A 25,067-nucleotide genomic window follows, 5' to 3' on the forward strand; every position below is an offset into this window, starting at 1 on the left:
GCCGGACCGGTCCCGAACAGCCGATTCGCGGCGAGGTGAGCCCTCATGACCGCAGCAACCACACCCCCGACGCCGACCGACAGGCCGACCGTCACCGAGCAGGAGGCGCGACGCGTGGCCGAGGCCGCGCGCGAGAGCGACTGGCGCAAGCCGAGCTTCGCCAAGGAACTCTTCCTCGGCCGGTTCCGGCTCGACCTGGTGCACCCGCACCCGCTGCCCGCCGAGGAGGACGTACGGCGCGGCGAGGAATTCCTGAACCGTCTGCGCGAGTTCTGCGAGACCAAGATCGACTCGGCCCGGATCGAGCGCGAGGCGCGGATCCCCGACGAGGTCATCGCCGGACTCAAGGAACTCGGCGCGCTGGGCATGAAGATCGCCCCCGAGTACGGCGGCCTGGGCCTCACGCAGGTGTACTACAACCGGGCCCTCGCGCTTGTCGGTTCGGCGAACCCGGCGGTCGGCGCGCTGCTCTCGGCGCACCAGTCCATCGGTGTCCCGCAGCCGGTCAAGATGTTCGGCACCGAGGAGCAGAAGAAGGCCTTCCTGCCGCGCTGCGCCCGCAGCGACATCTCCGCCTTCCTGCTGACCGAACCCGACGTCGGCTCCGACCCGGCACGCCTGGCCACCACCGCGGAACCGGTGGGCGCGACCGGTGCCGGGGAGCCCGAGGAGTACGTCCTCGACGGGGTGAAACTCTGGACGACCAACGGCGTGGTCGCCGACCTGCTCGTCGTGATGGCCCGGGTGCCCGCCCGCGAGGGGCACAAGGGCGGCATCACCGCCTTCGTCGTCGAAGCCGACAGCGAAGGCATCACCGTCGAGAACCGCAACTCCTTCATGGGCCTGCGCGGCCTGGAGAACGGCGTCACCCGCTTCCACCGGGTACGGGTGCCCGCCGCGCACCGTATCGGCCGCGAGGGCGCGGGCCTGAAGATCGCCCTGACCACGCTGAACACCGGCCGTCTCTCGCTGCCCGCGGTGTGCGCGGGCGCCGGGAAGTGGTGTCTGAAGATCGCCCGCGAGTGGTCCGGGGCCCGCGAGCAGTGGGGCAGGCCGGTGGCGCGGCACGAGGCCGTCGGCGCCAAGCTCTCCTTCATCGCGGCGACCACCTTCGCACTGGAAGCCGTTCTGGAACTCTCCTCGCAGATGGCGGACGAGGACCGCAACGACATCCGTATCGAGGCCGCCCTCGCCAAGCTGTTCGGCTCCGAGATGGCCTGCAAGATGGCCGACGAACTGGTCCAGATCCGTGGCGGGCGCGGCTACGAGACCGCCGAATCCCTCGCCGCCCGCGGTGAACGTGCCGTCCCCGCCGAGCAGTTGGTCCGGGATCTGCGCATCAACCGCATCTTCGAGGGCTCCACCGAGATCATGCATCTGCTGATCGCCCGCGAGGCCGTCGACGCCCATCTCTCGGTCGCGGGCGACCTCATCGACCCGGACAAGTCCCTCTCCGACAAGGCGAAGGCGGGCGCGAAGGCGGGTGGCTTCTACGCCCGCTGGCTGCCCAAACTGCTCGCCGGACCCGGCCAACTCCCGGTCAGCTACCAGGAGTTCCACCCCTCCGGCCACGCCGACCTGGCCGTGCACCTGCGCTACGTGGAACGCACCGCCCGCAAACTGGCCCGCTCCACCTTCTACGCCATGTCGCGCTGGCAGGGCCGGATGGAGACCAAACAGGGCTTCCTCGGCCGCATCGTCGACATCGGCGCGGAGCTGTTCGCGATGAGCGCCGTCTGCGTCCGCGCCGAACTGCTGCGCAGCCGTGGGGAGAACGGCAAGGAGGCCTACCAACTCGCCGACGTCTTCTGCCGCCAGGCCCGCATCCGGGTCGAGGAACTCTTCGGCAGGCTCTGGACCAACACCGACGACCTCGACGGCAAACTGGTCAAGTCCCTGATGAAGGGCGCCTATACGTGGCTGGAGGAGGGCGTCATCGACCCCAGCGGCGAAGGCCCCTGGATCGCCGACGCCACCCCCGGACCCTCCACGAAGGAGAACGTCCACCGTCCCATCCGCTGAACCCACGCTCCCCGGCCCCTCCCTGCGGAACTCCACACGTGCCCCAACCACCCCTGGCAGTACGGCACTTGGGCGTCGAATCCGTGTACGTACGTACCGGCAAAGGCAGTTAGCCTTGCTCACCGTCACAGCGGATCGACGCAGGGTTCCCGGGAGGGGGCCGGGGGAGAGCATCGTGGGAACGGCAGACGAACGGCACGCGGCTGCGGTCGAGCGGGATACTCGGGAGCGCCACCGCACAGCCGGGACGATCACGTACCCGCGCGGCGCCTTCGGTCTCACGGTGCGGGAGCAGCCGGCCCGTACGGACAGCGCATGACCGTGCGGGTGCCGGCGGCACGCCGTACGGCGACCCGGCGAAGGTCAGGAATGGGTGACACCTGGGGACGGACCGTCACGGCGGCCGCGGCCGCACGACACAATGGAGCAATGAGCGAAAGCCCTGCCCCTCTCGCGGACCCGCATCTCGTCTTCGACCCCGTCGACGGACACCGGGACATCGTCATCCTCGGCTCGACCGGCTCGATCGGCACACAGGCCATCGACCTCGTGCTGCGCAACCCCGAGCTCTTCCGGGTCACCGGGATCTCCGCCGCCGGCGGCAAGGTCGCTCTGCTCGCGGAGCAGGCATACCGGCTGCGCGTCAACACCGTGGCCGTGGCCCGCGAGGACGTGGTGCCCGCGCTGCGCGAGGCGCTCGCCGAGCAGTACGGGGGCGAGCCGCTGCCCGAGATCCTGGCCGGACCCGACGCCGCCACCGCGCTCGCCGCCTCGCCCTGCCACACCGTTCTCAACGGCATCACCGGCTCCATCGGGCTCGCCCCGACCCTCGCCGCCCTGGAGGCGGGCCGCACCCTCGCGCTGGCCAACAAGGAGTCGCTGATCGTCGGCGGCCCGCTGGTCAAGGCGCTCGCCAAGCCCGGCCAGATCATCCCGGTGGACTCCGAGCACGCCGCGCTCTTCCAGGCGCTGGCCGCCGGGACCCGGGCCGAGGTGCGCAAGCTCGTGGTGACCGCCTCCGGCGGCCCGTTCCGCGGCCGCGGCAGGGCCGACCTCGCCGGGGTCACCCCCGAGCAGGCTCTCGCCCACCCGACCTGGGCGATGGGCCCGGTGATCACCGTCAACTCCGCGACCCTGGTCAACAAGGGCCTCGAGGTGATCGAGGCGCATCTGCTGTACGACATCCCCTTCGAGCGCATCGAGGTCGTCGTCCACCCGCAGTCCTATGTGCACTCCATGGTCGAGTTCACCGACGGCTCCACGCTCGCCCAGGCCACCCCGCCGGACATGCGCGGGCCGATCGCGATCGGTCTCGGCTGGCCCTACCGGGTGCCGGACGCGGCCCCGGCCTTCGACTGGTCCAAGGCCTCCACCTGGGAGTTCTTCCCGCTGGACACCGAGGCCTTCCCCTCGGTCGGGCTCGCCCGGCACGTCGGCACCCTCGGCGGCACCGCCCCGGCGGTGTTCAATGCCGCGAACGAGGAGTGTGTGGACGCGTTCCTGGCCGGGTCACTGCCCTTCAACGGCATCATGGACACTGTCACGGAGGTCGTCGCGGAACACGGCGTGCCCGCCGCGGGAACTTCCCTGACCCTCGCGGACGTCCTCGAAGCGGACACCTGGGCAAGGGCCCGGGCGCGCGAACTGACCGGCAAGGCGACCAGCAAGGACCGCGTATGACGGCACTGATGATGATCCTCGGCATAGTCGTCTTCGCGGTCGGCCTGCTCATCTCGATCGCCTGGCACGAGCTGGGGCATCTGTCGACGGCCAAGATGTTCGGGATCCGGGTGCCGCAGTACATGGTCGGCTTCGGGCCGACCATCTTCTCGCGGCACAAGGGCGAGACCGAGTACGGCATCAAGGCCGTCCCGCTCGGCGGCTACATCCGCATGATCGGCATGTTCCCGCCCGGCCCGGACGGACGGGTCGAGGCCCGCTCCACCTCGCCCTGGCGCGGCATGATCGAGGACGCCAGGTCCGCCGCCTTCGAGGAGCTCAAGCCCGGCGACGAGAGCCGCCTGTTCTACACGCGCAAGCCCTGGAAGCGCGTGATCGTGATGTTCGCGGGCCCGTTCATGAACCTGATCCTCGCCGTCGCGATCTTCCTCGGCGTGATGATGACCTTCGGCATCCAGACCCAGACCACCTCGGTCGGCAAGGTCTCCGACTGCGTCATCCAGCAGAGCGAGAACCGCACCACCTGCGAGAAGGGCGACCCGGCCGCACCGGCGAAGGCCGCGGGCCTGGAGCCCGGCGACAAGATCGTCGCCTTCGACGGGCAGAAGATCGACGAGTGGGGCGCCCTCCAGGAGAAGATCCGCGCCAACCCGGGCAAGGAGATCACGCTCACCGTCGAACGCGACGGCGCGGTCAAGACCCTCGAGGCCAAGCTGATCCGCAACCAGGTCAGCAAGACCGACGGGGACGGCGGCTACGTCGAGGGCAAGTACGTCACGGCCGGGTTCCTCGGCTTCACCCCCGCCTCCGGCATCGTCCAGCAGGGCTTCGGCGACTCCGTCGAGCGCATGGGCGACATGATGGAGAACGGCGTCGAGTCGCTGATAGCGCTGCCCTCCAAGATCCCCGCGCTGTGGGACGCCACCTTCGGCGACGGGGAACGCGAACAGGACTCCCCGATGGGTGTGGTGGGTGCCGCACGCGTCGGCGGTGAGGTCTTCACGCTGGACATCCCGCCGGAGAACCAGATCGCGATGATGCTGTTCCTGGTGGCGGGCTTCAACCTCTCGCTGTTCCTGTTCAACATGCTGCCGCTGCTGCCCCTGGACGGCGGCCACATCGCGGGCGCCCTGTGGGAGTCCGTACGTCGGCACACCGCGCGCGTCTTCAAGCGCCCCGATCCGGGCCCGTTCGACGTGGCGAAGCTCATGCCGCTCGCCTATGTGGTCGCGGGGATCTTCATCTGCTTCACGCTCCTCGTGCTCATCGCGGACCTCGTGAATCCGGTACGGATCTCCTGACCCGCGCCACAAGTGCGCCCCCGCGCCCCCGAGTCCATCGAACGAGTGGAATCGGGGGCGCGGCCTTGTCCGGCCGCCCGGCTCGGGCGACGGTCTGACGACCGGCCCGGGCACCGTCACCTCCGGCTGCCCTCGCCGGGCGGTGCACCGGGTAATCTCGGTGGCCGGAGCCCGCTGATGCGGGACCTCGATCCACACCTTGGGGTTGCACAGCAGATGACCGCGATTTCTCTCGGCATGCCGTCCGTTCCGACCAAGCTCGCCGAACGCCGCAAGAGCCGGCAGATCCAGGTCGGAACCGTGGCGGTGGGCGGCGACGCCCCCGTCTCGGTCCAGTCGATGACGACCACCCGTACCTCCGACATCGGTGCCACTCTCCAGCAGATCGCGGAGCTCACCGCCTCCGGCTGCCAGATCGTGCGGGTGGCCTGCCCGACCCAGGACGACGCCGACGCGCTGGCGACCATCGCCAGGAAGTCGCAGATCCCGGTGATCGCCGACATCCACTTCCAGCCCAAGTACGTGTTCGCCGCGATCGAGGCGGGCTGCGCGGCCGTCCGCGTCAACCCGGGCAACATCAAGCAGTTCGACGACCAGGTCAAGGAGATCGCCAAGGCCGCCCGCGACGCGGGCACCCCGATCCGGATCGGCGTCAACGCGGGCTCCCTGGACAAGCGCCTGCTCCAGAAGTACGGCAAGGCCACCCCCGAGGCACTCGTCGAGTCGGCGCTGTGGGAGGCGTCCCTCTTCGAGGAGCACGACTTCCGCGACATCAAGATCTCGGTCAAGCACAACGACCCGGTCGTCATGGTCAACGCCTACCGGCTGCTCGCCGAGCGCTGCGACTACCCGCTGCACCTCGGCGTCACCGAGGCGGGCCCCGCCTTCCAGGGCACCATCAAGTCGGCGGTCGCCTTCGGCGCCCTGCTCAGCGAGGGCATCGGCGACACCATCCGCGTCTCGCTCTCCGCGCCGCCCGCCGAGGAGGTCAAGGTCGGACTGCAGATCCTGGAGTCCCTCAACCTCAAGGAGCGCGGCCTGGAGATCGTCTCCTGCCCCTCCTGCGGGCGCGCCCAGGTCGACGTGTACAAGCTGGCCGAAGAGGTCACCGCGGGCCTGACCGGCCTGGAGGTCCCGCTGCGCGTCGCGGTGATGGGCTGTGTGGTCAACGGTCCCGGCGAGGCCCGCGAGGCCGACCTGGGTGTGGCCTCCGGCAACGGCAAGGGCCAGATCTTCGTCAAGGGCGAGGTCATCAAGACCGTTCCCGAGTCGAAGATCGTGGAGACCCTGATCGAGGAGGCGATGAAGATCGCCGAGCAGATGCAGGAGGACGGCGTGGCCAGCGGCGAGCCCGAGGTGGCCGTCAGCTGACGCCCGCGCACATCCGAACCCCGCCGGAGACGGTCCGGCGGGGTTCGGCGTTCTGGCGGCGCACGCGAGGTCCTGCACGCACACTCCGCGACCGGCCGTTCGCTGTCCGCCGTAGCCTGAGCGGCCCGGCGGACCTGCGGGTACAGTTCCAGGACCAGCAGACCGCAGTGATGAGGCCCCATCGACCGTGTTGACGCAGACCACCAGCAGGGTCCTCGAACCCAGTGACCTCGACGCCGCCCTCGTGGTGCTCGACCGCGATCCGGTCGCCAATGCCTTCGTGACCGCCCGGGTGCAGGTCGCGGGCCTCGACCCGTGGCGTCTCGGCGGCGAGATGTGGGGCTGGTACGAGGACGGCATGCTGGTGTCGCTGTGCTACGCGGGCGCCAATCTGGTCCCCGTGTGCGCCACCCCCGAGGCGATCCGCGCCTTCGCCGACCGGGCCCGCAGGGCGGGCCGCCGCTGCTCCTCGATCGTCGGCCCTGCCGAGCCCACCGCCCTGCTGTGGAAGCACCTCGAACCGAACTGGGGACCGGCCCGCGAAGTCCGCGCGCACCAGCCGCTCATGGTCACCGACCGGCTCCCGGCCGACATCGAACCTGACCCCTACGTCCGGCGCATCCGCAAGGACGAGATGGAAACGATCATGCCGGCCTGTGTCGCCATGTTCACCGAGGAGGTCGGCGTCTCGCCGCTGGCCGGTGACGGCGGACTGCTCTACCAGGCCCGGGTCGCCGAACTCGTCGGCGCGGGACGGTCGTTCGCCCGGATCGACGAGGACGGCAAGGTCGTCTTCAAGGCCGAGATCGGCGCCGCCACCGGCAAGGCTTGTCAGATCCAGGGCGTGTGGGTGGCCCCCGAACACCGTGGCAAGGGCCTGGCCGCCCCCGGCATGGCCGCCGTCCTGCGCTACGCGCTCACCGAGGTCTCCCCGGTCGTCAGCCTCTACGTCAACGACTTCAACGAGGCGGCCCGCGCCACCTATCGCAGGACCGGCTTCGAGGAGATCGGCTCCTTCATGAGCGTCCTGTTCTGACCTGCGCGGACGGCTCCCGGCACCTGACCGGTGCCGGGGGCGCGAGGTACCCTCCGGGCATGCTGCGCATCTGTGCCCCCGGCAGGGCCTCGGACATCCTGATCGGACCGCTGGACCTCGCGGCCCGCGTGGACGAGGCGCTCGCGGTCCAGGCGGAGGCCTTCGGCCTCGGGCCCGAGGAGGTCGGCGTGCGGCGGCAGATCGTCCTGCGGCACATCACCTTCCCCGGCGCCCGCGCCCTCGGCGCCACCACCGAGGACGGCACACTGGTCGGTTTCGTCTACGGCATGCCCAACGACCGCGGGCACTGGTGGTCCACCGTGGTCGAGCCGTACCTGCACACGCAGGGGCAGGCCCACTGGCTCGACGACTCCTTCGTCATCACCGAACTGCACGTCCACCCCGCGCATCAGAAGCTCGGTATCGGACGCGCACTGATCACCCGTATCACCGACGGGGCCGCACAGCCGCGGTCGATCCTCTCCGCGATCGACGTGGAGAGCCCCGCCCGCGGCCTGTACCGCTCCCTCGGCTACCAGGACCTCGCGCTGCGCGTGCACTTCCCGAGCGCGCCGCGGCCGTACGCGGTGATGGGCGCGCCGCTGCCGCTGCGCAGACGGTGAATCCCTGCCCACGGGCCGGGCGCGGGAGCGGATTTGATTTCGTCGGGGAGCGGTGGCCCGGCTAACCTCTCGCCATCACCCTTTCCCAGCAGGAGTTCACCATGGCCCAGGTCCAGCGCATGTCCCGGTTGATGATCAAGACGTTGCGCGACGACCCGGCGGACGCCGAGACGCTGAGCCACAAGCTGCTCGTGCGCGCGGGCTACGTACGCCGTCAGTCCGCCGGTGTGTGGACCTGGCTCCCGCTCGGCATGAAGGTCCTGGAGAACATCTCGCGCGTGGTGCGCGAGGAGATGGACGCCATCGGCGCCCAGGAGGTCCTCCTCCCGGCGCTGCTGTCCAAGGAGCCCTACGAGCAGTCGGGCCGCTGGGAGGAGTACGGCGACCTGCTCTTCCGCCTCAAGGACCGCAAGGGCGCCGACTATCTGCTCGGCCCCACCCACGAGGAGATCTTCACCCTCCTGGTCAAGGACCAGTGCACGTCCTACAAGGACCTGCCGGTGATGCTCTACCAGATCCAGACCAAGTACCGTGACGAGGCCCGTCCGCGCTCGGGTGTGCTGCGCGGGCGCGAGTTCCACATGAAGGACTCGTACTCCTTCGACACCACCGACGAGGGGCTCGTCGAGTCCTACCGGCTGCACCGCGAGGCCTACCGCCGGATCTTCGAGCGGCTCGGCCTGGACTACCGCATCGTCTCCGCGGTCTCCGGCGCCATGGGCGGCTCGGCCTCCGAGGAGTTCCTGGCCCCGGCGGCCGCCGGTGAGGACACCTTCGCCGACTGCCCGAACTGCGACTACGCCGCCAACACCGAGGCCGTCACCTTCGCCGTGACGCCCGTCGAGGGCGCCTCGCACCCCGCCGTCGAACTGCTCGACACCCCGAACACCCCCACCATCGAGAGCCTCGCCGACCACCTCGGCGTGCCCGCCTCGGCCACCCTGAAGAACCTGCTCGTCAAGGTCGACGGCGAGATCGTCGCGGTGGGCGTGCCCGGCAACCGCGAGGTCGACCTCGGCAAGCTCGGCGAGCACCTGGCGCCCGCCGAGGTCGAACTGGTCCTGGCCGAGGACTTCGAGGACCGTGACGACCTGGTCCGCGGCTACGTCGGACCGCAGGGTCTGGACAAGGTCCGCTACCTCGCCGACCCGCGCGTCGCTCCCGGCAGCTCCTGGATCACCGGGGCCAACGCCGAGGGCAAGCACGCCAGGAACGTCGTCGCCGGGCGCGACTTCGAGGTCGACGAGTACCTGGACGTCGTCGTCGTCGAGGAGGGCGACCCCTGCCCCAAGTGCGGCACCGGCCTCAAGCTGGACCGCGCCATCGAGATCGGCCACATCTTCCAGCTCGGCCGCAAGTACGCCGACACCTTCCAGCTCGACGTCCTCGGCAAGGAGGGCAAGCCGGTGAGGGTCACCATGGGCTCGTACGGCATCGGCGTCTCGCGCGCGGTGGCCGCGCTCGCCGAGCAGAGCGCCGACGACAAGGGCCTGTGCTGGCCGCGCGAGGTGGCCCCGGCCGATGTGCACGTGGTCGCCGCCGGCAAGGCCCTGCAGACCGAACTGGCCCTGGAGGTCGGCGAACGCCTCGGCGCGGCCGGACTGCGGGTACTGGTGGACGACCGCGCGGGCGTCTCGCCCGGTGTGAAGTTCACCGACGCCGAACTGATCGGCGTACCCACCATCCTGGTCGCGGGCCGCCGCTCGGGCGAGGGCGTCGTCGAGCTGAAGGACCGCCGTACCGGCGAGCGCGAGGAGCTCACCGTGGACGAGGCCCTGGCCCGCCTGACGAGCTGATCGCGGGGCCCGCTTTCGACGGGCGACGCAGTGACGCGGTACTGCCTGGTCGCTCCCTTCGCAGGGGGCGGCCGGGCAGTTGTGTCGTAGGGCGATGGTCGAGCCCCGGCGGGCCCACCCCCTACAGCCAGCCCGCGAACTCCAGCAGCAGATCGGCATCCTGGGCCCGGCCCACCCGCCGTGCCCGTACGCCCGACTCCACGGCCCGGAACAGGGTCCAGCCGCGCAGCCGTTCCTGGTCGACGTCCAGGGACTCGGCGAGGCGCTTGACGCGGCGGCGGGTGATCGAGGGACCGGCGGGCGCGGCGATCACGTCCTCCACCCGGTCGCGGACCAGCCGCGCCAGGTCGAAGGCGCACTCCCCGACGACCGGGTCGGGGCCCACCGCCAGCCAGGGGGAGCGCTCGGCGGCGAGTACCTTGCTCTGCCGGAAGGTGCCGTGCAGCAGCCGCTGTTCGCCCGGCGCCGCGAGCAGTTCCTCGCGGGCCGCGAGCGCGGCCTCGACCAGCGGCGCCGCGGCCGGGTCGAGGACGGCGTCGGCGCGCATCGCCTCGGCCTGCCGGGCGGTACGGGCGGCCACCGACTCGAAGCCGTGCCCGGCGGGCGGCTCGACCCACAGGCGGCGCAGGGTGCCCGCCGCCTCCAGCATCGACTTGGCCTCGGGCAGGGTGCGCACCGAGACGTCCGGCTGGAGCCGTTCGAGCAGCAGCACACCGCCCGGCCCGGCCGCCGGGTCCTCGTCGAGCGGCCGGACCGCGCCGAGGCCGTTCCAGTGAGCGAGGGCGGCGCGCTCCGCGTCCGGGCGGGCGCGCGGGGGCGCCAGCTTCAGCACCGCGGGGCTGCCGTCGGCACGCCGGACCAGCAGGACCAGGCTGGTGCGGCCACCGGGCACATGTACCCGTTCCAGGCTCAACTCCCTTGCGGCGAGCGCCTGTTCGACCAGCTCCGGCAGACCGCCGAGCCAGGCGGCGGTCGTATCGGGCGCCGCGTGCCCGGGGGCACCGCCCGGCGCCCCGGTCCCGGCGGCGGGCGCCTCGGCCGGTGCGGGCAGCGGTGAACGCGTCTCGCCGAGAGCCCTGACCAGGCGGCGCGGCGGTTCGAAAGCCATACGTGCGTTGTTCCTTCCCTGCCGCCGCCCCGGCGGATTCAGCTTGCGGTTCCGCGGCGGGTGCTGCCCGCCCCGGCGGATGTCCCCCTCCGCCGGGCCTCCCCGGGGCCTCTCGTACGGATCCCGTGGCGCGTCGCGGGCCGCGCGTACCGCGGGCGCCACGACCGGGCCGGGCGAGAGACCTACGCGCCTGGGCCGTCGGTCGAAACCTTCCGCGCCGGGCGCTCGGTGAGACCAGGGAAGGCTACGCTCCCCGCGCGCCAGCGCGCCGCCCGCACCGCCGCCTCGCGCAGCGCACGCGCCGCCTCGCCCCGCGCACCACCGGTGGCCGCGCGCACCAGATCGGAGTAGACGGCGGCGACCCGGTCCTCCAGCTCGGCCGCGAGCCGCCGGGCGGCGGCCGGATCCTCCACCGGGAACGGCAGCGCGTACCCGGCCGCGGCCGGACGCGGTGACGCGCCCAGGTCGCGCACGCTGCGCCGCAGTACGTCGCGCCTGGCGCGGTGCGCCTCGTAGCACTCCCGCGCCTGCGCCCTGTCGGCCTTGCCGATCCGTCCGCCGACCACGCCGTAGCCGTACACCGCCGCATGCTCGGCGGCCAACGCCGCCTGCACAGCGGCGAGTTCGGCGTCCCGCGCCTTCTCTTCCCCGCTCCGCACCCGCTCCACCGCGCCCATCGCGCTCACCGGCCCTTCGTCAGCAGATACGTGTGCACCGCCCCGCTGGCCGCGACGGAGGCGAGCAACCGGGCCGTCTCGCCCTGCACTTCGAGCAGAGCCTCCTCCCGGCGCCGGGTGAGCGTGCGCTCCGCGTCGGCGAGGTGGGCCAGGGCCTTGTCCGGGTCGGCCGGTACGTCGGCGTCCGGGGCCGGGGAGTCCAGCGCGGCCGAGGGGCTGGGCGTCACGGCCCGGGCGCCCGCCCGGGCGAGGTTGCCGCCGAAGGCCGTGACGTGCCGGGCCACTTCGGTACGCAGCGGGACCAGACGTGCGGTCAGCGCGGGGTGGGCGGCGATCGCCGCGTCGTACTGGGCGAGCAGCAGTTCGCTGTCGCGCGCGGCACGGGCGCGGGCACGGGAGTCGGCGGAGGGGGCATCGGTCCCGTCCCCGCCGGAACCGGCGGTGCAGCCCGTCAGCAGGGCGGCCCCCATGCCACCCGCGCAGACCAACAGGGACCTTCTTCGCGGCCCGAAGCGGGCGGACGAGAGGGAGTGCGGCACGGCTTACGTCCTCGGGATGCGCTCAGTGGACAGCGATGGGTGGAGACGGTGACGGGTGGAGACGGCGGTGCGGGGCAACAGGGACCAGAGACAACAGTTGGTGTGATTGCGTGATCACCGTACCTTCGGATCTCCCTCTCGGCCGCCAGCGGCTCGTGCATGTACCGACACCGCCCGAGCGGCCGATGCGGGACACCCCGTCGCCGGTGACACAGCGGGGCGCCGCCGCGTCAACGGTGGCCGCGACACCCCTCGCGACCCGATACCCTTGACCAACACGCGACCTTCCCACAACAGCACACGCGGCCGAGGAGTCACCCGGATGAGCACCACCCAGAGCGAGAGGCTGCGAGAACTGCTGGAGCCGCTCGTCACCTCCAAGGAGCTCGATCTCGAGGAGATCGAGGTGACCCCGGCCGGCAAACGCCGTGTGCTGCGCATCGTGGTCGACTCCGACGAGGGCGTGCTTCTGGACACCTGCGCCGAGCTGAGCCGTGAGATCTCCGACCTGCTCGACGCGCGGGACACGATGGGCGAGGGCGAGTACGTCCTGGAAGTGACCTCGCCCGGCGCCGACCGGCCGCTCACCGAGCACCGGCACTACGTCCGCGCGACCGGCCGCCTGGTGAACTTCAAGCTGGCCGGGGGCGGGGAGTTGACCGCCCGGATCCTCAAGACGGACGACGAGGGCCTCGACCTCGAAGTGCCCGGCGTGAAGGGCCGCAAGCCCACCGCCCGCCGACTGGCCTTCGACGAGATCGACAAGGCACGTGTGGAGATCGAGTTCAACCGCAGGAACAGCGCGGCGGGTGCCGAGGGCGCCGAGGACGCGAAGGCAGAGGAGGCGTAGCCGTGGACATCGACATGAGTGCCCTCAGGGGCTTGGTGCGGGAGAAGGAGATCTCCTTCGACCTGCTGGTCGAGGCGATCGAATCCGCGCTTCTGATCGCCTATCACCGCACCGAGGGCAGCCGCCGCCACGCTCGCGTGAGGCTGGACCGCAACACCGGCCACGTCACCGTGTGGGCCAAGGAGGACGCCGAGGACCTCGAAGAGGGCCAGGAGCCCCGCGAGTTCGACGACACCCCCTCCGACTTCGGCCGGATCGCGGCGACCACCGCCAAGCAGGTCATCCTGCAGCGTCTGCGTGACGCCGAGGACGACGCCACGCTCGGCGAGTACGCGGGCCGCGAGGGCGACATCGTCACCGGAGTCGTCCAGCAGGGCCGCGACCCGAAGAACATCCTGGTCGACATCGGCCGGCTGGAGGCCATCCTGCCGGTGCAGGAACAGGTCCCCGGTGAGGAGTACCCGCACGGCATGCGACTGCGCTCGTACGTGGTACGTGTCGCCAAGGGCGTGCGCGGTCCCTCGGTGACGCTCTCGCGCACCCACCCGAACCTGGTGAAGAAGCTCTTCGCCCTGGAGGTGCCGGAGATCGCGGACGGCTCGGTGGAGATCTCCGCCATCGCCCGCGAGGCCGGACACCGCACCAAGATCGCGGTGCGCTCGGTGCGCTCCGGACTGAACGCCAAGGGCGCCTGCATCGGCCCGATGGGCGGCCGGGTGCGCAATGTCATGGCCGAGCTCAACGGCGAGAAGATCGACATCGTCGACTGGTCCGACGACCCGGCCGACATGGTGGCCAACGCCCTGTCCCCGGCCCGGGTCTCCAAGGTCGAGGTCGTGGACCTGGCCGCCCGCTCGGCGCGGGTCACGGTGCCCGACTACCAGCTCTCGCTGGCGATCGGCAAGGAAGGCCAGAACGCCCGGCTCGCGGCCCGGCTGACCGGCTGGCGGATCGACATCCGGCCGGACACCGAGCAGCCCGAGCAGGATGCGCGGGGCCGGGACGGCGGGGCGGGCGGATCCGGCGCGGACGGCGAGCGCGGCTGACGCCGCCGAAGCCGCCCCGGGTCGGCCCCGGCCGGCCTCGGCCGACCGCGAGAAAATCGCGGGCGGTCCGGTGCCGAGGCGCCGTATCGTGCCCCTGATCGCCGAGATCAGGTCATGTTTCGCAGACATCCGTTCGATTTCCGCCCCGGGGGGAAGCACCCGCCCCGGCAGCCCCGAGAGTGGGGGAAGGTGGGGTCGGTCCCAGGAGGTAGACTTGACCGTGTCTGGCCGGACGCACGCCCGGTCCTGCCCCGAGCGCACCTGCCTGGGGTGTCGGGAGCGAGCGGCCAAGAGCGATCTGCTGCGGATCGTGCTGAGCGGGGACGAATGCGTTCCCGATCATCGCGGTACGCTGCCCGGCCGGGGTGCGTATGTGCATCCCGCCCCGGTCTGTCTCGACCTGGCGATCCGTCGCCGGGCGTTCCCCCGGGCCTTCAAGGTCAAGGGGCCGCTCGACACCGCGGCCCTGAGCCGGGTGGTCGAAGACAGCAGCCGCTCCACCGCCGAGAACGGCGGCTGACGCGGCGACACCGCACAACATGTCGTACGGAAACCCCCGTACGGCCTGGTACCTCGCGAGTTGGAAGTAGGTCGAGATTGCGATGAGCACTCGATGAGTACGCGATGAGTACGCCCATGAAGTAGCGACGGTCCGGCGCAACCCGGACCTAAAAGGAGCGAAGTGGCTAAGGTCCGGGTATACGAACTCGCCAAGGAGTTCGGTGTGGAGAGCAAGGTCGTCATGGCCAAGCTCCAGGAACTCGGTGAATTCGTCCGTTCGGCGTCCTCGACAATCGAGGCGCCCGTCGTACGCAAACTTACTGATGCATTCGAGCAGGGCTCGGGCTCCGGCAAGTCCGCGAAGCCTGCCCCGCGCAAGACCGCGCCCGCCAAGAGCGCGGGCAGCGCCCCGACGCCCGCACCTCCGGGTGCGGCGAAGCCCGGTGGCGCACCGCGTGCCGACAAGCCGGCGGGCGACCGTCCGGCGGCACCGAAGCCGGGAGCGCCCAAGCCCCCGGCCGCGGAGAAGCCGGCGGCGGCAGCCCCCGGCCCGCGTCCCACGCCGGGTCCCAAGCCGCCCGCGGCGCCCAAGCCCGCGTCGGCCCCGGCCGCCTCGGCCGGTGCCCCGGAGTTCACGGCACCGCCTGCCGCGCCCTCCCCGGCGCCCTCGCGTCCGGGCGGTCGTCCCGGTGGCGCGCCCAAGCCCGGTACGGCCCGTCCGGCCACGCCCGGCCAGGGTCAGGCTCCCGGCCGCGGTGACCGTCCGGCTCCCGGCGGCGCTCCGCGTTCCGGTGGCCAGGCGCCCCGTCCCGCAGGTCAGGCCCCGCGTCCCGGTGGCCGTCCGGCAGGCCCGCGTCCGGGCAACAACCCCTTCACCTCCGGCGGTTCCACCGGCATGGCGCGCCCGCAGGCGCCCCGTCCGGGTGGCGCCCCGCGTCCCGGCGGCGCCGGTGCGCCCGGTGGTGCCCCGCGTCCGGGTGGTCCCGGTGCGCCCGGTGCTCCCCGTCCGCAGGGCGGTCAGGGTGCGCCTCGTCCGCAGGCCGGTCCCGGCGGCGGTCGTCCGACTCCGGGCGGCATGCCGCGTCCGCAGGCGCCCCGCCCCGGCGGCGGCCCCGGCGGTCCGGGCCGTCCGAACCCCGGCATGATGCCGCAGCGTCCGGCCGCGGGCCCCCGCCCCGGCGGCGGTCCCGGTGGCGGTCGTGGTCCCGGCGGCGGTGGCCGTCCGGGTGGTGCAGGTCGTCCCGGTGGCGGCGGCGGCTTCGCCGGTCGTCCCGGCGGTGGTGGCGGCGGCGGTCGTCCCGGTGGCGGCGGCGGTTTCGCCGGTCGTCCCGGTGGTCCCGGCGGTGGTGGCGGCTTCGGCGGTGGCGGCGGTGGCCGTCCCGGCTTCGGCGGTCGTCCCGGTGGTCCCGGTGGCCGTGGTGGCACGCAGGGCGCCTTCGGTCGTCCCGGCGGTCCGGCCCGTCGTGGCCGCAAGTCGAAGCGGCAGCGGCGCCAGGAGTACGAGGCCATGCAGGCCCCGTCGGTCGGCGGTGTGATGCTGCCTCGCGGCAACGGCGAGACCATTCGCCTGTCGCGCGGTGCCTCGCTCACCGACTTCGCGGAGAAGATCAACGCCAACCCGGCGTCGCTCGTCGCGGTCATGATGAACCTCGGCGAAATGGTCACCGCGACCCAGTCCGTCTCGGACGACACGCTGGAAATGCTGGCGTCGGAGATGAACTACACGATCCAGATCGTCAGCCCCGAGGAGGAGGACCGCGAGCTTCTCGAGTCCTTCGACCTGGAGTTCGGCGAGGACGAGGGCGGCGAGGCCGCGCTGGTCTCCCGTCCGCCGGTGGTGACCGTCATGGGTCACGTCGACCACGGTAAGACCCGACTCCTCGACGCGATCCGCAAGACGAACGTCATCGCGGGCGAGGCCGGCGGCATCACCCAGCACATCGGTGCCTACCAGGTCACGACCGAGGTCAACGCCGAAGAGCGACGGATCACCTTCATCGACACCCCGGGTCACGAGGCGTTCACCGCCATGCGTGCCCGTGGTGCCAAGTCGACCGACATCGCGATCCTCGTGGTGGCGGCCAACGACGGTGTGATGCCGCAGACGATCGAGGCCCTGAACCACGCCAAGGCGGCCGAGGTGCCGATCGTGGTCGCGGTCAACAAGATCGACGTCGAGGGCGCCGACCCGACCAAGGTGCGCGGTCAGCTGACCGAGTACGGCCTGGTGGCCGAGGAGTACGGCGGCGACACCATGTTCGTCGACATCTCCGCCAAGCAGGGTCTGCACATCGACAGCCTCCTGGAGGCCGTCATCCTCACCGCGGACGCCTCGCTCGACCTGCGTGCCAACCCGGAGCAGGACGCGCAGGGCATCGCGATCGAGGCCCACCTGGACAAGGGCCGCGGTGCCACCGCGACCGTCCTGGTCCAGCGCGGCACCCTGCGGGTCGGCGAGACGATGGTCGTCGGCGACGCCTACGGCCGCGTCCGCGCGATGCTCGACGACCTCGGCAACAACGTCGAGGAAGCGGGCCCGTCGACGCCGGTCCAGGTCCTGGGTCTGACCAACGTCCCGGGCGCCGGCGACAACTTCATCGTCGTCGACGAGGACCGTACGGCCCGTCAGATCGCCGAGAAGCGTGCCGCCCGCGAGCGCAACGCCGCCTTCGCCAAGCGCACCCGCCGGGTGTCCCTCGAGGACCTGGACAAGGTGCTCAAGGCGGGCGAGGTCCAGCAGCTCAACCTCATCATCAAGGGCGACGCGTCCGGTTCGGTCGAGGCCCTGGAGTCCTCGCTGCTCCAGCTCGACGTCGGCGAAGAGGTCGACATCCGGGTGCTGCACCGCGGTGTCGGTGCGGTCACCGAGTCGGACATCGACCTGGCCATGGGCTCCGACGCCATCGTCATCGGCTTCAACGTGCGCGCCGCCGGGCGTGCCACGCAGATGGCCGAGCGCGAGGGTGTGGACGTCCGCTACTACTCGGTCATCTACCAGGCGATCGAGGAGATCGAGGCGGCCCTCAAGGGCATGCTCAAGCCGGAGTACGAAGAGGTCGAGCTCGGTACGGCGGAGATCCGCGAGGTCTTCAAGTCGTCCAAGCTGGGCAACATCGCGGGTGTTCTCATCCGCTCCGGCGAGGTCAAGCGGAACACCAAGGCCCGCCTCATCCGCGACGGCAAGGTCATCGCGGAGAGCCTCAACATCGAGGGTCTGCGCCGCTTCAAGGACGACGTCACCGAGATCCGCGAAGGCTTCGAGGGTGGTATCAACCTCGGAAACTTCAACGACATCAAGGTCGACGACGTCATCGCGACCTACGAGATGCGCGAGAAGCCGCGCGTCTGACGGGGCCGCAGGCGGTACCCGGTCCGCCCTGCGCGGCCGGGTCCCGCGAGCAGCAGCCGAGCAACCGGTCCGGGGCCGGTCGGCGGGAGAAATTCCCGTCGATCGGCCCCGGCCGCTGCGTGTACGGTTTGGCTGTCCCTGCCACACCAGGGCAGGGCGCCGATCCCGTACCGGCGGGTCATCCGGACATCTATGTATGTGGGGACTCTGTCCTTCGATCTGCTTCTCGGCGACGTACGGTCGCTGAAGGAGAAGCGTTCCGTGGTCCGCCCGATCGTCGCCGATCTCCAGCGCAAGTACGCGGTGAGCGCGGCGGAGGTCGAGCACCTGGATCTGCACCGCAGGGCCGGTATCGGCCTTGCCATGGTGTCCGGCGACGCCGGGCATCTGAACGACGTGCTCGACCGCTGCGAGCGTCTGGTGGCGGGGCGGCCCGAGGTGGAACTGCTGTCGGTACGACGGCGGTTCCACGGCGAGGACGACTGATGCGGCGCCGTGCGCGCCGCGGGCCGGGGCGCGGCACGAGTCCCCCGGCGAACGAACAGGGAAGAAGAGGGAGACGGACCAGTGGCCGACAACGCGCGAGCGAAGAGGCTGGCGGACCTCATCCGGGAGGTGGTGGCCAGCAAGCTCCAGCGGGGCATCAAGGACCCCCGGCTCGGGACGCACGTGACCATCACGGACACCAGGGTCACCGGTGACCTGCGGGAGGCGACCGTCTTCTACACCGTGTACGGGGACGACGAGGAGCGCGCGGCGGCGGCCGCGGGCCTGGAGAGCGCCAAGGGCGTGCTCCGCAGCGAGGTGGGCCGGGCCGCGGGTGTGAAGTTCACCCCGACCCTGACCTTCGTCGCCGATGCCCTCCCGGACACTGCCCGCACCATCGAGGACCTCCTGGACAAGGCACGCGCCTCCGACGAGAAGGTCCGCGAGGCCTCCGCCGGTGCGGCGTACGCGGGCGGGGCGGATCCGTACCGCAAGCCGGAGGACGAGGACGACACCGAGGACGGCGACGCCGCTTCATGAGCGAGCAGAAAACCAGGACGCCCGACGGCCTTGTGATTGTGGACAAGCCGTCGGGCTTCACTTCGCACGACGTGGTGGCGAAGATGCGCGGGATCGCCAGGACCCGCCGTGTCGGTCACGCCGGAACACTCGACCCGATGGCGACCGGAGTGCTCGTCCTCGGCGTCGAGCGCGCCACCAAGCTTCTCGGGCACCTCGCGCTGACCGAGAAGGAGTACCTCGGCACCATCCGGCTCGGTCAGGACACCGTGACCGACGACGCCGAGGGCGAGATCACCTCCTCGGCGGGAGCCCACGGCCTCGCCCGCGGGGCCGTGGACGCCGAGATCGCGAAGCTCACCGGCGACATCATGCAGGTGCCGTCCAAGGTCAGCGCGATCAAGATCGACGGCAAGCGCAGCTACAAACGGGCCCGCGAGGGCGAGGAGTTCGAGATCCCGGCCCGGCCGGTCACGGTCTCCTCCTTCCTCGTGCACGATCTGCGGGAGGCCACCGCCGAGGACGGCACCCCCGTCGTCGACCTGGTCGTCTCCGTGGTCTGCTCCTCGGGGACGTACATCCGCGCGCTCGCCCGGGACATCGGTGCCGCGCTCGGCACCGGTGGACATCTGACCGCTCTGCGGCGCACCCGCGTCGGCCCCTACCGGCTCGCCGAGGCGCACAGCCTCGAAGCGCTCCAGGAGGAGCTGACCGTGATGCCCGTGGCGAAGGCGGCCGAGGCGGCCTTCCCGCGCTGGAACGTCGACGCGCGCCGCGGCGAACTGCTCGTCAACGGCGTCCGCCTGGACATGCCCGAGCAGTACGCGGGCCGGGGCGCCGTCGCCGTGTTCGGTCCGGACGGCCGTTTCCTCGTTCTCGTCGAGGAGTCGAAGGGCAAGGCCAAGAGCCTGGCCGTGTTCGTCTGAGTTCGCCCGAGCGCTGTCTCGGCCCCCCGTCGCCCTTCCCCGTCCGCGCCGCGGCAACCCTCGCGACCTGCTCGTTCACCTCATCGTGCAGGCGCTCGGAGTGAATCGGGGAGTGGCGGGGGGCGCGTTCTCCCGCACCTCTGGTCCCGCTGATCAACTGCCGCCTACCGTCGAGTCGAACGGGGGCGCACGGGCGGTGGCGGGGAGGCGAGGACATGACGGTACGGGACGGGCTCGGCGAGAAGACGTCGGAACTCGGCGGGGTCCTGGTACGGATCTGCGATCTCGCGGGCCGGGTGCGCGGCATGGGCTTCGCCGCGGACGAGCAGGGCACCGTGATCACCAGTCACGAGGCGGTGGACGGGCTGCCGCGCCTGGTGCTGCACGCGCCGGGCGACCGGGTCTGTGTGGTCACACCCGAGGCGATCACCGAGGTCCCGGGCTCGGATCTGGCCCTGATCGGCACCGAGGGCCTCGGCCTGCCACCACTGCCGGTCACCGTGCGCGACAGCATCCCCGCGGGCTCCTACGTACGGATGGCCGCGCACGGCTGGCGGGACGCGCGGGTGCTCGGCCGCTCACCGGTCACCTACACCTCCACCGACCGCTTCCACCTGGTGACCGGCGCCGTCGAACTGGCCGTCGGCGCCGAGGGCAGCCAGGCGCTCAGGCTCGGCGGACAGGCGGCGGGCGGGCCGGTGCTCGACGCGGCGACCGGATCGGTGCTCGCCGTCCTTGGCAGCGCCCTCCAGGCCGGACACGGCGCGGCCGGATTCGCGGTGACCCTGCGGGACGCGGCCGCCGCCGAACCCACCGGCCCGGTCGCCGAGCTGCTGCGGCGCAACGCCGCGACCGTGCCCGGCTTCGGCGCCGATCTCAACCTCGCGGGAGTCCTGCACCTCACCGCCACCGCGACCGGCTCCGACGGCCCGCGCCCCTCGCCCGCACACACCGAGGGGCATGTGGAACGCCCTTGGCTGACAAGGGAGTTCGACGACTTCGTACGGGGCGAGAGTGCGGTGCTCGCACTGGTCGGCGTGCCCGGCAGCGGGCGTACCACCGAACTCGCCGCGCTCGCCGCGAGCCGGCTCGGCGGATCGGCGCCCCAGCCGACGCTGTGGCTGCGCGGCGCCGACCTGCTGGCGGAGGACGACTCCTTGGCCGACGCCGTCGCCCGGGCGCTGGACCGCGCGGCCCGTATCCTCGCCGCCTCCCAGGACGGTGCGCCGCTCGCGGACGGCGGGCCCCGGGACACGGCGGGGGCGGGCGGAGCGCGGGGGAGGGGCGAGGAACGGGGGCGGAGCTCCGGCTCGGGCGGCCCGGCCGCCCAGCGCTCCGGAGCGGACTCCGGTCCGCGCCACCGGCCCGCCGCCGAACGCCGTCCGGAGCGACTGACCGGTCCCACCGGGCATCCTGTCGCCTTCGGGGACATCTCCCCGGAGCGGGTCGCCCGGCTGTCCGCCGACGCGGGGCGGCCGCTGCTGCTCCTGCTCGACGGACCCGAGGAGATGCCCGTCGGGCTGTCCCAGCGCCTCGCCGAGTGGAGCGCCGGGACCTCGGGCTGGCTCCGGGACACCGGTGCCCGGCTGGTGGTCGCCTGCCGGGGCGAGTACTGGGAGCAGGCGGGCGCACACTTTCCGGCCAAGCAGTTGCACGGAAGCGCCGACGAGCGCCTGCCCGCCTGCGTACGCCTGGGGCCGCTCGGCGAGATCGAGGCGAAGAGCCTGCGCACCCGTTGCGACCTGCCGGAGCAGCTCGTTTCCGAGACCTGTGCGCGGCATCCGCTGGCGCTGCGGCTGCTCGGCGATCTGCGGCGCACCCTGCCCGGCGAGGTGCCGGGGCGGCCCTCGCGCGAGGAGGTCCTGTCGGCCTGGCTGGATCTGGCCTGTCTGCGGGCCGCGGTGCGGCTGACGGAGCAACGCCCGTGCGCGGGCGGAGCGTTGCGCCGCCTCGCCGCCCGGGTCTGCGGACAGGTGCACGAGGCCGCACGGCGCTGCCTCGGCGCCGGACAGGGCTCCTTGGACCGGCTCGACTTCGAGGAACTGTTCCCCTGGCGTACGGGCTGGGCGGCCGCGGTGCTCACCGAGGGGCTGTTCGTCCCCGCGGGCGAGGGCTACCGCTTCGCCGACGAGGAGTTCGGCGACTGGATCCAGGGCTTCCACCTGGACCTGGACTCCGCACTGTGGGCCCTGGTGCACAACCGGCGCCGCCGGACGGACACCTCGCCGCACCGGGCGCCGGTTCCCCAGCAGCGCAGGCGCCGCACCCACCGCAAACGCCCCCCGCTGCCGCACCGTCCACTGCCCCTGCCACGGCACCGCATCGGCCCCGTGGCACAGGCCATGCTGATGCTCGGCCGGGACCGCGGGGACGCCGAACTGGGCGACAGGCTGGCCGAGTTGACCGAGGCCCTGGACGAGCTGACCCAGCTCGGCGAGCACGCGCCGCCCGGCGCCGGGGACGCCGTCTGGTGGTCCGCGCATCTGCTGACCGAGGTCTGCTCCCGGCTACCCGACGCCACGCCCCAGCTGAACGTGCTGCGGATGCTGGCCGGACGGGTGGTCGCCTGGCGCACCGAGGGCCGCCGGACCTGTGCCGAGTTCGGTCCGGACTTCTGGGCCGGGCTGCCGCTCGCCGAGGAGGAACGGTTCGACCTGTTGCGACGCCTGGTCGTGGCGGACGGCTCGCCCGGCAGCGACAGCCGCTACCTCGACGCGGCCGCCGATCTGCTGCGCGCCGACCCGCCCACCGGCCAGCGCAGGCTCACCGAGTGGTTCACCGACGAGCGCAGACTCGCGGCCACCCCACAGGCCGCCGTCGCCGAGGCCGCCCAGGCACTCCTCCACACGCACCGCGGGCTCGCCCTGGACGAGCTCATCGAGGCACTGGTGGACTGCGCGCACGGCAGGGCCGACGAACTGCTCGCCACCCTCGCCCAGGAGGAACCTTCCGCCCTGTGCCGGGCCGTGGACCGCTGGGCCCACGACGAACGCCCCGACCGTCACGTAGCCGCGGCCGCCTACGCCACCCTCGCCGCGCGCCACGCCCACCTGGAGGCCGACCGTGAACTCCTGCGCTTCGCCGCGCTCACCCTGCTCTCGCGCACCGGCGACTGCACCCTGCACGGCAGCGCGCTGGCCCTGCTCGTACGCGATCCGCTGACCCGCGAGCGCCATCTGCCCGAAGCCCTGCGGCACTTCGCCTCCGGCCAGGCCCGGGTGCCGGTCGACGCGCTGCTCGTCGCCCTGCCCTCGGACCCCGAGGCGGTGCTCGCCGCCTGCCGCACGCGGCTGCTGCTTCCCGGCCACCTCGCCGAGGCGACGGAACTCCTCGACGCCCTCGCCCAGGTCACCTCGCCCGCCTCGTCCCGGCGCGTGGCCACCCTGGTCCAGGACGTGGTGCGGCGCCGTCCGCAGACCGCGGCCGCCGTCGCCGCGTACGCCGAGCGCAGGCTGGAGCAGGGTGCCCACGCCAGGTCCGTACTGCTGCCACTGCTCACCGGGCTGCTGCGGGAGGAAGGCCCCGAGGTACGGGCAGCCCTCGCGCTGGTCGCGGTGCGCCCCGGCACCGCCGCGTCCCGGCCGCTGCGCCGGGAGATCCTCGACGTGTTCCTCGCCCACGAGGAGGACCCCGAGGTCCTGTACGCACTGATCGCCGCACTCGCCGAGTGCGCCCCGCAGCGCGGCGACGAGGAGAGCCACGACCTGGTCCATCGCACCGGAACCCTGCTCGCCCGCACCCCGCAGGGAGCCTCCCGCCTGGACCGCGGCCTGGTGGAGCTCGCCCGCGCGACCCCCGGCTTCGCCGCTCTCCTCTCCCGCTGGCTCACCGACTACCCGGCCTCCTGGTCCCCTCTGCTGGGCCCCGGCACCCGGCGCACGATCGAGAACCTCGCGGCGGAGCCGGTGGGGGTGTGACGCAGGGGCGCGCGGGCACGGGCGGGTGCCGGTGGGCCGGGCGCACGCCGCGCCCCTTCTCGTACGGCCCGCCCGTCAGGCCACCACCTGTACGCGACGGCCGAAGACGCCCTGAACCGCCCCGCCCGCGCGGGGCAAATCCTCCCGAGCCGCCCGGAGCCCGTCCCCGCCCCGCACCGACCCCTGTGCTCCGCGCCTCACCGCCCCATGCCGGTGCGGGCCGTACCGCGTCGGCATGGCACTCTTAGAGCTGCGGAAGAGGCAATCACGGACACGGGTTCGAGGAGCGGTCAGAGTGCAGCGCTGGCGTGGCTTGGAGGAGATCCCCGAGGACTGGGGGCGCAGCGTCGTCACCATCGGGTCCTACGACGGGGTGCACCGCGGTCACCAGCTGATCATCGGCAGGGCGGTGGAACGCGCGCGTGAGCTCGGCATCCCCTCGGTCGTCGTCACCTTCGACCCGCACCCCAGCGAGGTGGTGCGCCCCGGCAGCCACCCGCCGCTGCTCGCCCCGCACCACCGCAGGGCCGACCTGATGGCCGAACTCGGCGTGGACGCGGTGCTTGTCCTCCCCTTCACCCACGAGTTCTCGAAGCTTTCGCCCGCCGACTTCGTCGTGAAGGTGCTCATCGACCGGCTGCACGCCAAGAGCGTCGTCGAGGGCCCCAACTTCCGTTTCGGGCACAAGGCCGCGGGCAATGTCGACTTCCTGCGCGAGCTCGGCGCGACCTACGACTACGAGGTCGAGGTCATCGACCTGTTCGTCAGCGGCGAGGCGGGCGGCGGAAAGCCCTTCTCCTCCACGCTGACCCGTGCGCTGATCGCGGAGGGCGACGTCGCGGGCGCCGCGGAGATCCTCGGCCGCCCGCACCGCGTCGAGGGCATCGTGGTACGCGGCGCCCAGCGCGGCCGTGAACTCGGCTTCCCCACCGCCAACGTGGAGACGCTGCCGCACACCGCCATCCCCGCCGACGGTGTCTACGCGGGCTGGCTCCAGGTCGACGGCGAGGCGATGCCCGCCGCCGTCTCCGTGGGCACCAACCCGCAGTTCGACGGCACCGAGCGCACCGTCGAGGCGTACGCCATCGACCGGGTGGGCCTCGACCTGTACGGGCTGCACGTCGCAGTCGACTTCCTCGCCTTCGTCCGCGGGCAGGCCAAGTTCGAGTCCGTCGACGTCCTGCTCGACGCGATCGCCGACGACGTACAGCGCTGCCGCGTGCTGCTCGCCGACGCCGAGGCGCCGCGCGTCTGACCCGTCGCGAGGACCCGGCGTACGTACCCGAACGGCGGGCCAACCCCCCTGGCCCGCCGTCCCGT

The 25,067-nt window shown here is 72.2% G+C and carries 20 protein-coding genes; 17 read left to right on the plus strand and 3 right to left on the minus strand.

The genetic code is table 11. From position 1 onward, the window contains the following. The first annotated feature begins 45 nt into the window (after positions 1 to 45). The 8 genes from HUT18_RS26950 to HUT18_RS26985 all read left to right on the plus strand — a co-directional run bounded on the left by HUT18_RS26950 (position 46) and on the right by HUT18_RS26985 (position 9,829). Positions 46 to 2,022, plus strand: coding sequence for an acyl-CoA dehydrogenase family protein (locus tag HUT18_RS26950; protein ID WP_176103124.1), 1,977 nt, complete (start codon positions 46 to 48; stop codon positions 2,020 to 2,022). Between the two features lie 175 nt (positions 2,023 to 2,197). Next, positions 2,198 to 2,341 (plus strand): hypothetical protein, encoded by a 144-nt coding sequence (locus HUT18_RS26955; RefSeq protein ID WP_176103125.1) that lies wholly within the window; start codon positions 2,198 to 2,200, stop codon positions 2,339 to 2,341. A gap of 110 nt (positions 2,342 to 2,451) precedes the next feature. Next, positions 2,452 to 3,702: a 1-deoxy-D-xylulose-5-phosphate reductoisomerase gene (gene dxr / locus HUT18_RS26960; RefSeq protein ID WP_176103126.1), complete on the plus strand. Its 1,251-nt coding sequence runs from the start codon at positions 2,452 to 2,454 to the stop codon at positions 3,700 to 3,702. Continuing rightward, positions 3,699 to 5,003 (plus strand): RIP metalloprotease, encoded by a 1,305-nt coding sequence (locus tag HUT18_RS26965; protein WP_176103127.1) that lies wholly within the window; start codon positions 3,699 to 3,701, stop codon positions 5,001 to 5,003. The genes dxr and HUT18_RS26965 overlap by 4 nt, the downstream gene beginning before the upstream one ends. A gap of 216 nt (positions 5,004 to 5,219) precedes the next feature. Then, entirely contained in the window at positions 5,220 to 6,374 is a 1,155-nt protein-coding gene (gene ispG / locus HUT18_RS26970; RefSeq protein WP_176103128.1) for a flavodoxin-dependent (E)-4-hydroxy-3-methylbut-2-enyl-diphosphate synthase, read from the plus strand. Positions 6,375 to 6,561: 187 nt separating this feature from the next. Further along, entirely contained in the window at positions 6,562 to 7,410 is an 849-nt protein-coding gene (locus HUT18_RS26975; RefSeq protein ID WP_176103129.1) for a GNAT family N-acetyltransferase, read from the plus strand. A gap of 59 nt (positions 7,411 to 7,469) precedes the next feature. Continuing rightward, positions 7,470 to 8,033, plus strand: coding sequence for a GNAT family N-acetyltransferase (locus tag HUT18_RS26980; protein WP_176103130.1), 564 nt, complete (start codon positions 7,470 to 7,472; stop codon positions 8,031 to 8,033). A gap of 101 nt (positions 8,034 to 8,134) precedes the next feature. Further along, the gene (locus HUT18_RS26985; RefSeq protein WP_176103131.1) at positions 8,135 to 9,829 is read left to right on the plus strand and encodes a proline--tRNA ligase; all 1,695 of its coding nucleotides are present in this window, start codon (positions 8,135 to 8,137) and stop codon (positions 9,827 to 9,829) included. Between the two features lie 121 nt (positions 9,830 to 9,950). Here the strand turns inward: HUT18_RS26985 and HUT18_RS26990 are convergent, their stop codons facing one another. From HUT18_RS26990 to HUT18_RS27000, 3 genes are all read right to left on the minus strand, one after another. After that, the gene (locus HUT18_RS26990) at positions 9,951 to 10,937 is read right to left on the minus strand and encodes an aminoglycoside phosphotransferase family protein (RefSeq protein WP_176103132.1); all 987 of its coding nucleotides are present in this window, start codon (positions 10,935 to 10,937) and stop codon (positions 9,951 to 9,953) included. Between the two features lie 182 nt (positions 10,938 to 11,119). Next, positions 11,120 to 11,614, minus strand: a complete 495-nt coding sequence (locus HUT18_RS26995) for a ferritin-like domain-containing protein (RefSeq protein WP_176104827.1) — start codon at positions 11,612 to 11,614, stop codon at positions 11,120 to 11,122. A gap of 5 nt (positions 11,615 to 11,619) precedes the next feature. After that, positions 11,620 to 12,084, minus strand: coding sequence for a hypothetical protein (locus HUT18_RS27000; protein WP_254879100.1), 465 nt, complete (start codon positions 12,082 to 12,084; stop codon positions 11,620 to 11,622). A 391-nt stretch (positions 12,085 to 12,475) separates the two neighbouring features. Between HUT18_RS27000 and rimP the strand changes: the two genes are divergently transcribed. The 9 genes from rimP (at position 12,476) to HUT18_RS27045 (ending at position 25,002) form a co-directional block, all read left to right on the plus strand. Then, positions 12,476 to 13,003, plus strand: a complete 528-nt coding sequence (gene rimP / locus HUT18_RS27005; RefSeq protein ID WP_176103134.1) for a ribosome maturation factor RimP — start codon at positions 12,476 to 12,478, stop codon at positions 13,001 to 13,003. A gap of 2 nt (positions 13,004 to 13,005) precedes the next feature. Then, positions 13,006 to 14,049, plus strand: a complete 1,044-nt coding sequence (nusA, locus tag HUT18_RS27010; protein WP_176103135.1) for a transcription termination factor NusA — start codon at positions 13,006 to 13,008, stop codon at positions 14,047 to 14,049. 220 nt (positions 14,050 to 14,269) lie between these two features. Beyond that, complete coding sequence (locus HUT18_RS27015; protein ID WP_176104828.1) at positions 14,270 to 14,569, plus strand: YlxR family protein; 300 nt, start codon at positions 14,270 to 14,272, stop codon at positions 14,567 to 14,569. Between the two features lie 162 nt (positions 14,570 to 14,731). After that, positions 14,732 to 17,899: a translation initiation factor IF-2 gene (gene infB, locus HUT18_RS27020; RefSeq protein ID WP_176103136.1), complete on the plus strand. Its 3,168-nt coding sequence runs from the start codon at positions 14,732 to 14,734 to the stop codon at positions 17,897 to 17,899. Positions 17,900 to 18,091: 192 nt separating this feature from the next. Further along, positions 18,092 to 18,385 carry a DUF503 domain-containing protein gene (locus HUT18_RS27025; protein WP_176103137.1) on the plus strand — a complete coding sequence of 98 codons (294 nt, stop codon included), beginning with the start codon at positions 18,092 to 18,094 and terminating at the stop codon, positions 18,383 to 18,385. Positions 18,386 to 18,466: 81 nt separating this feature from the next. Further along, positions 18,467 to 18,925, plus strand: a complete 459-nt coding sequence (rbfA, locus tag HUT18_RS27030) for a 30S ribosome-binding factor RbfA (protein ID WP_176103138.1) — start codon at positions 18,467 to 18,469, stop codon at positions 18,923 to 18,925. Continuing rightward, complete coding sequence (gene truB, locus HUT18_RS27035) at positions 18,922 to 19,830, plus strand: tRNA pseudouridine(55) synthase TruB (protein WP_176103139.1); 909 nt, start codon at positions 18,922 to 18,924, stop codon at positions 19,828 to 19,830. Before rbfA ends, truB begins: the two co-directional genes overlap by 4 nt. Positions 19,831 to 20,045: 215 nt before the next feature. Continuing rightward, positions 20,046 to 23,747 (plus strand): serine protease, encoded by a 3,702-nt coding sequence (locus tag HUT18_RS27040; RefSeq protein ID WP_254878829.1) that lies wholly within the window; start codon positions 20,046 to 20,048, stop codon positions 23,745 to 23,747. Positions 23,748 to 24,042: 295 nt separating this feature from the next. Then, complete coding sequence (locus HUT18_RS27045) at positions 24,043 to 25,002, plus strand: bifunctional riboflavin kinase/FAD synthetase (RefSeq protein WP_176103140.1); 960 nt, start codon at positions 24,043 to 24,045, stop codon at positions 25,000 to 25,002. The last annotated feature ends 65 nt before the right edge of the window (positions 25,003 to 25,067 follow it).

The sequence above is a fragment of the Streptomyces sp. NA04227 genome, assembly GCF_013364195.1.
GTDB lineage: Bacteria > Actinomycetota > Actinomycetes > Streptomycetales > Streptomycetaceae > Streptomyces.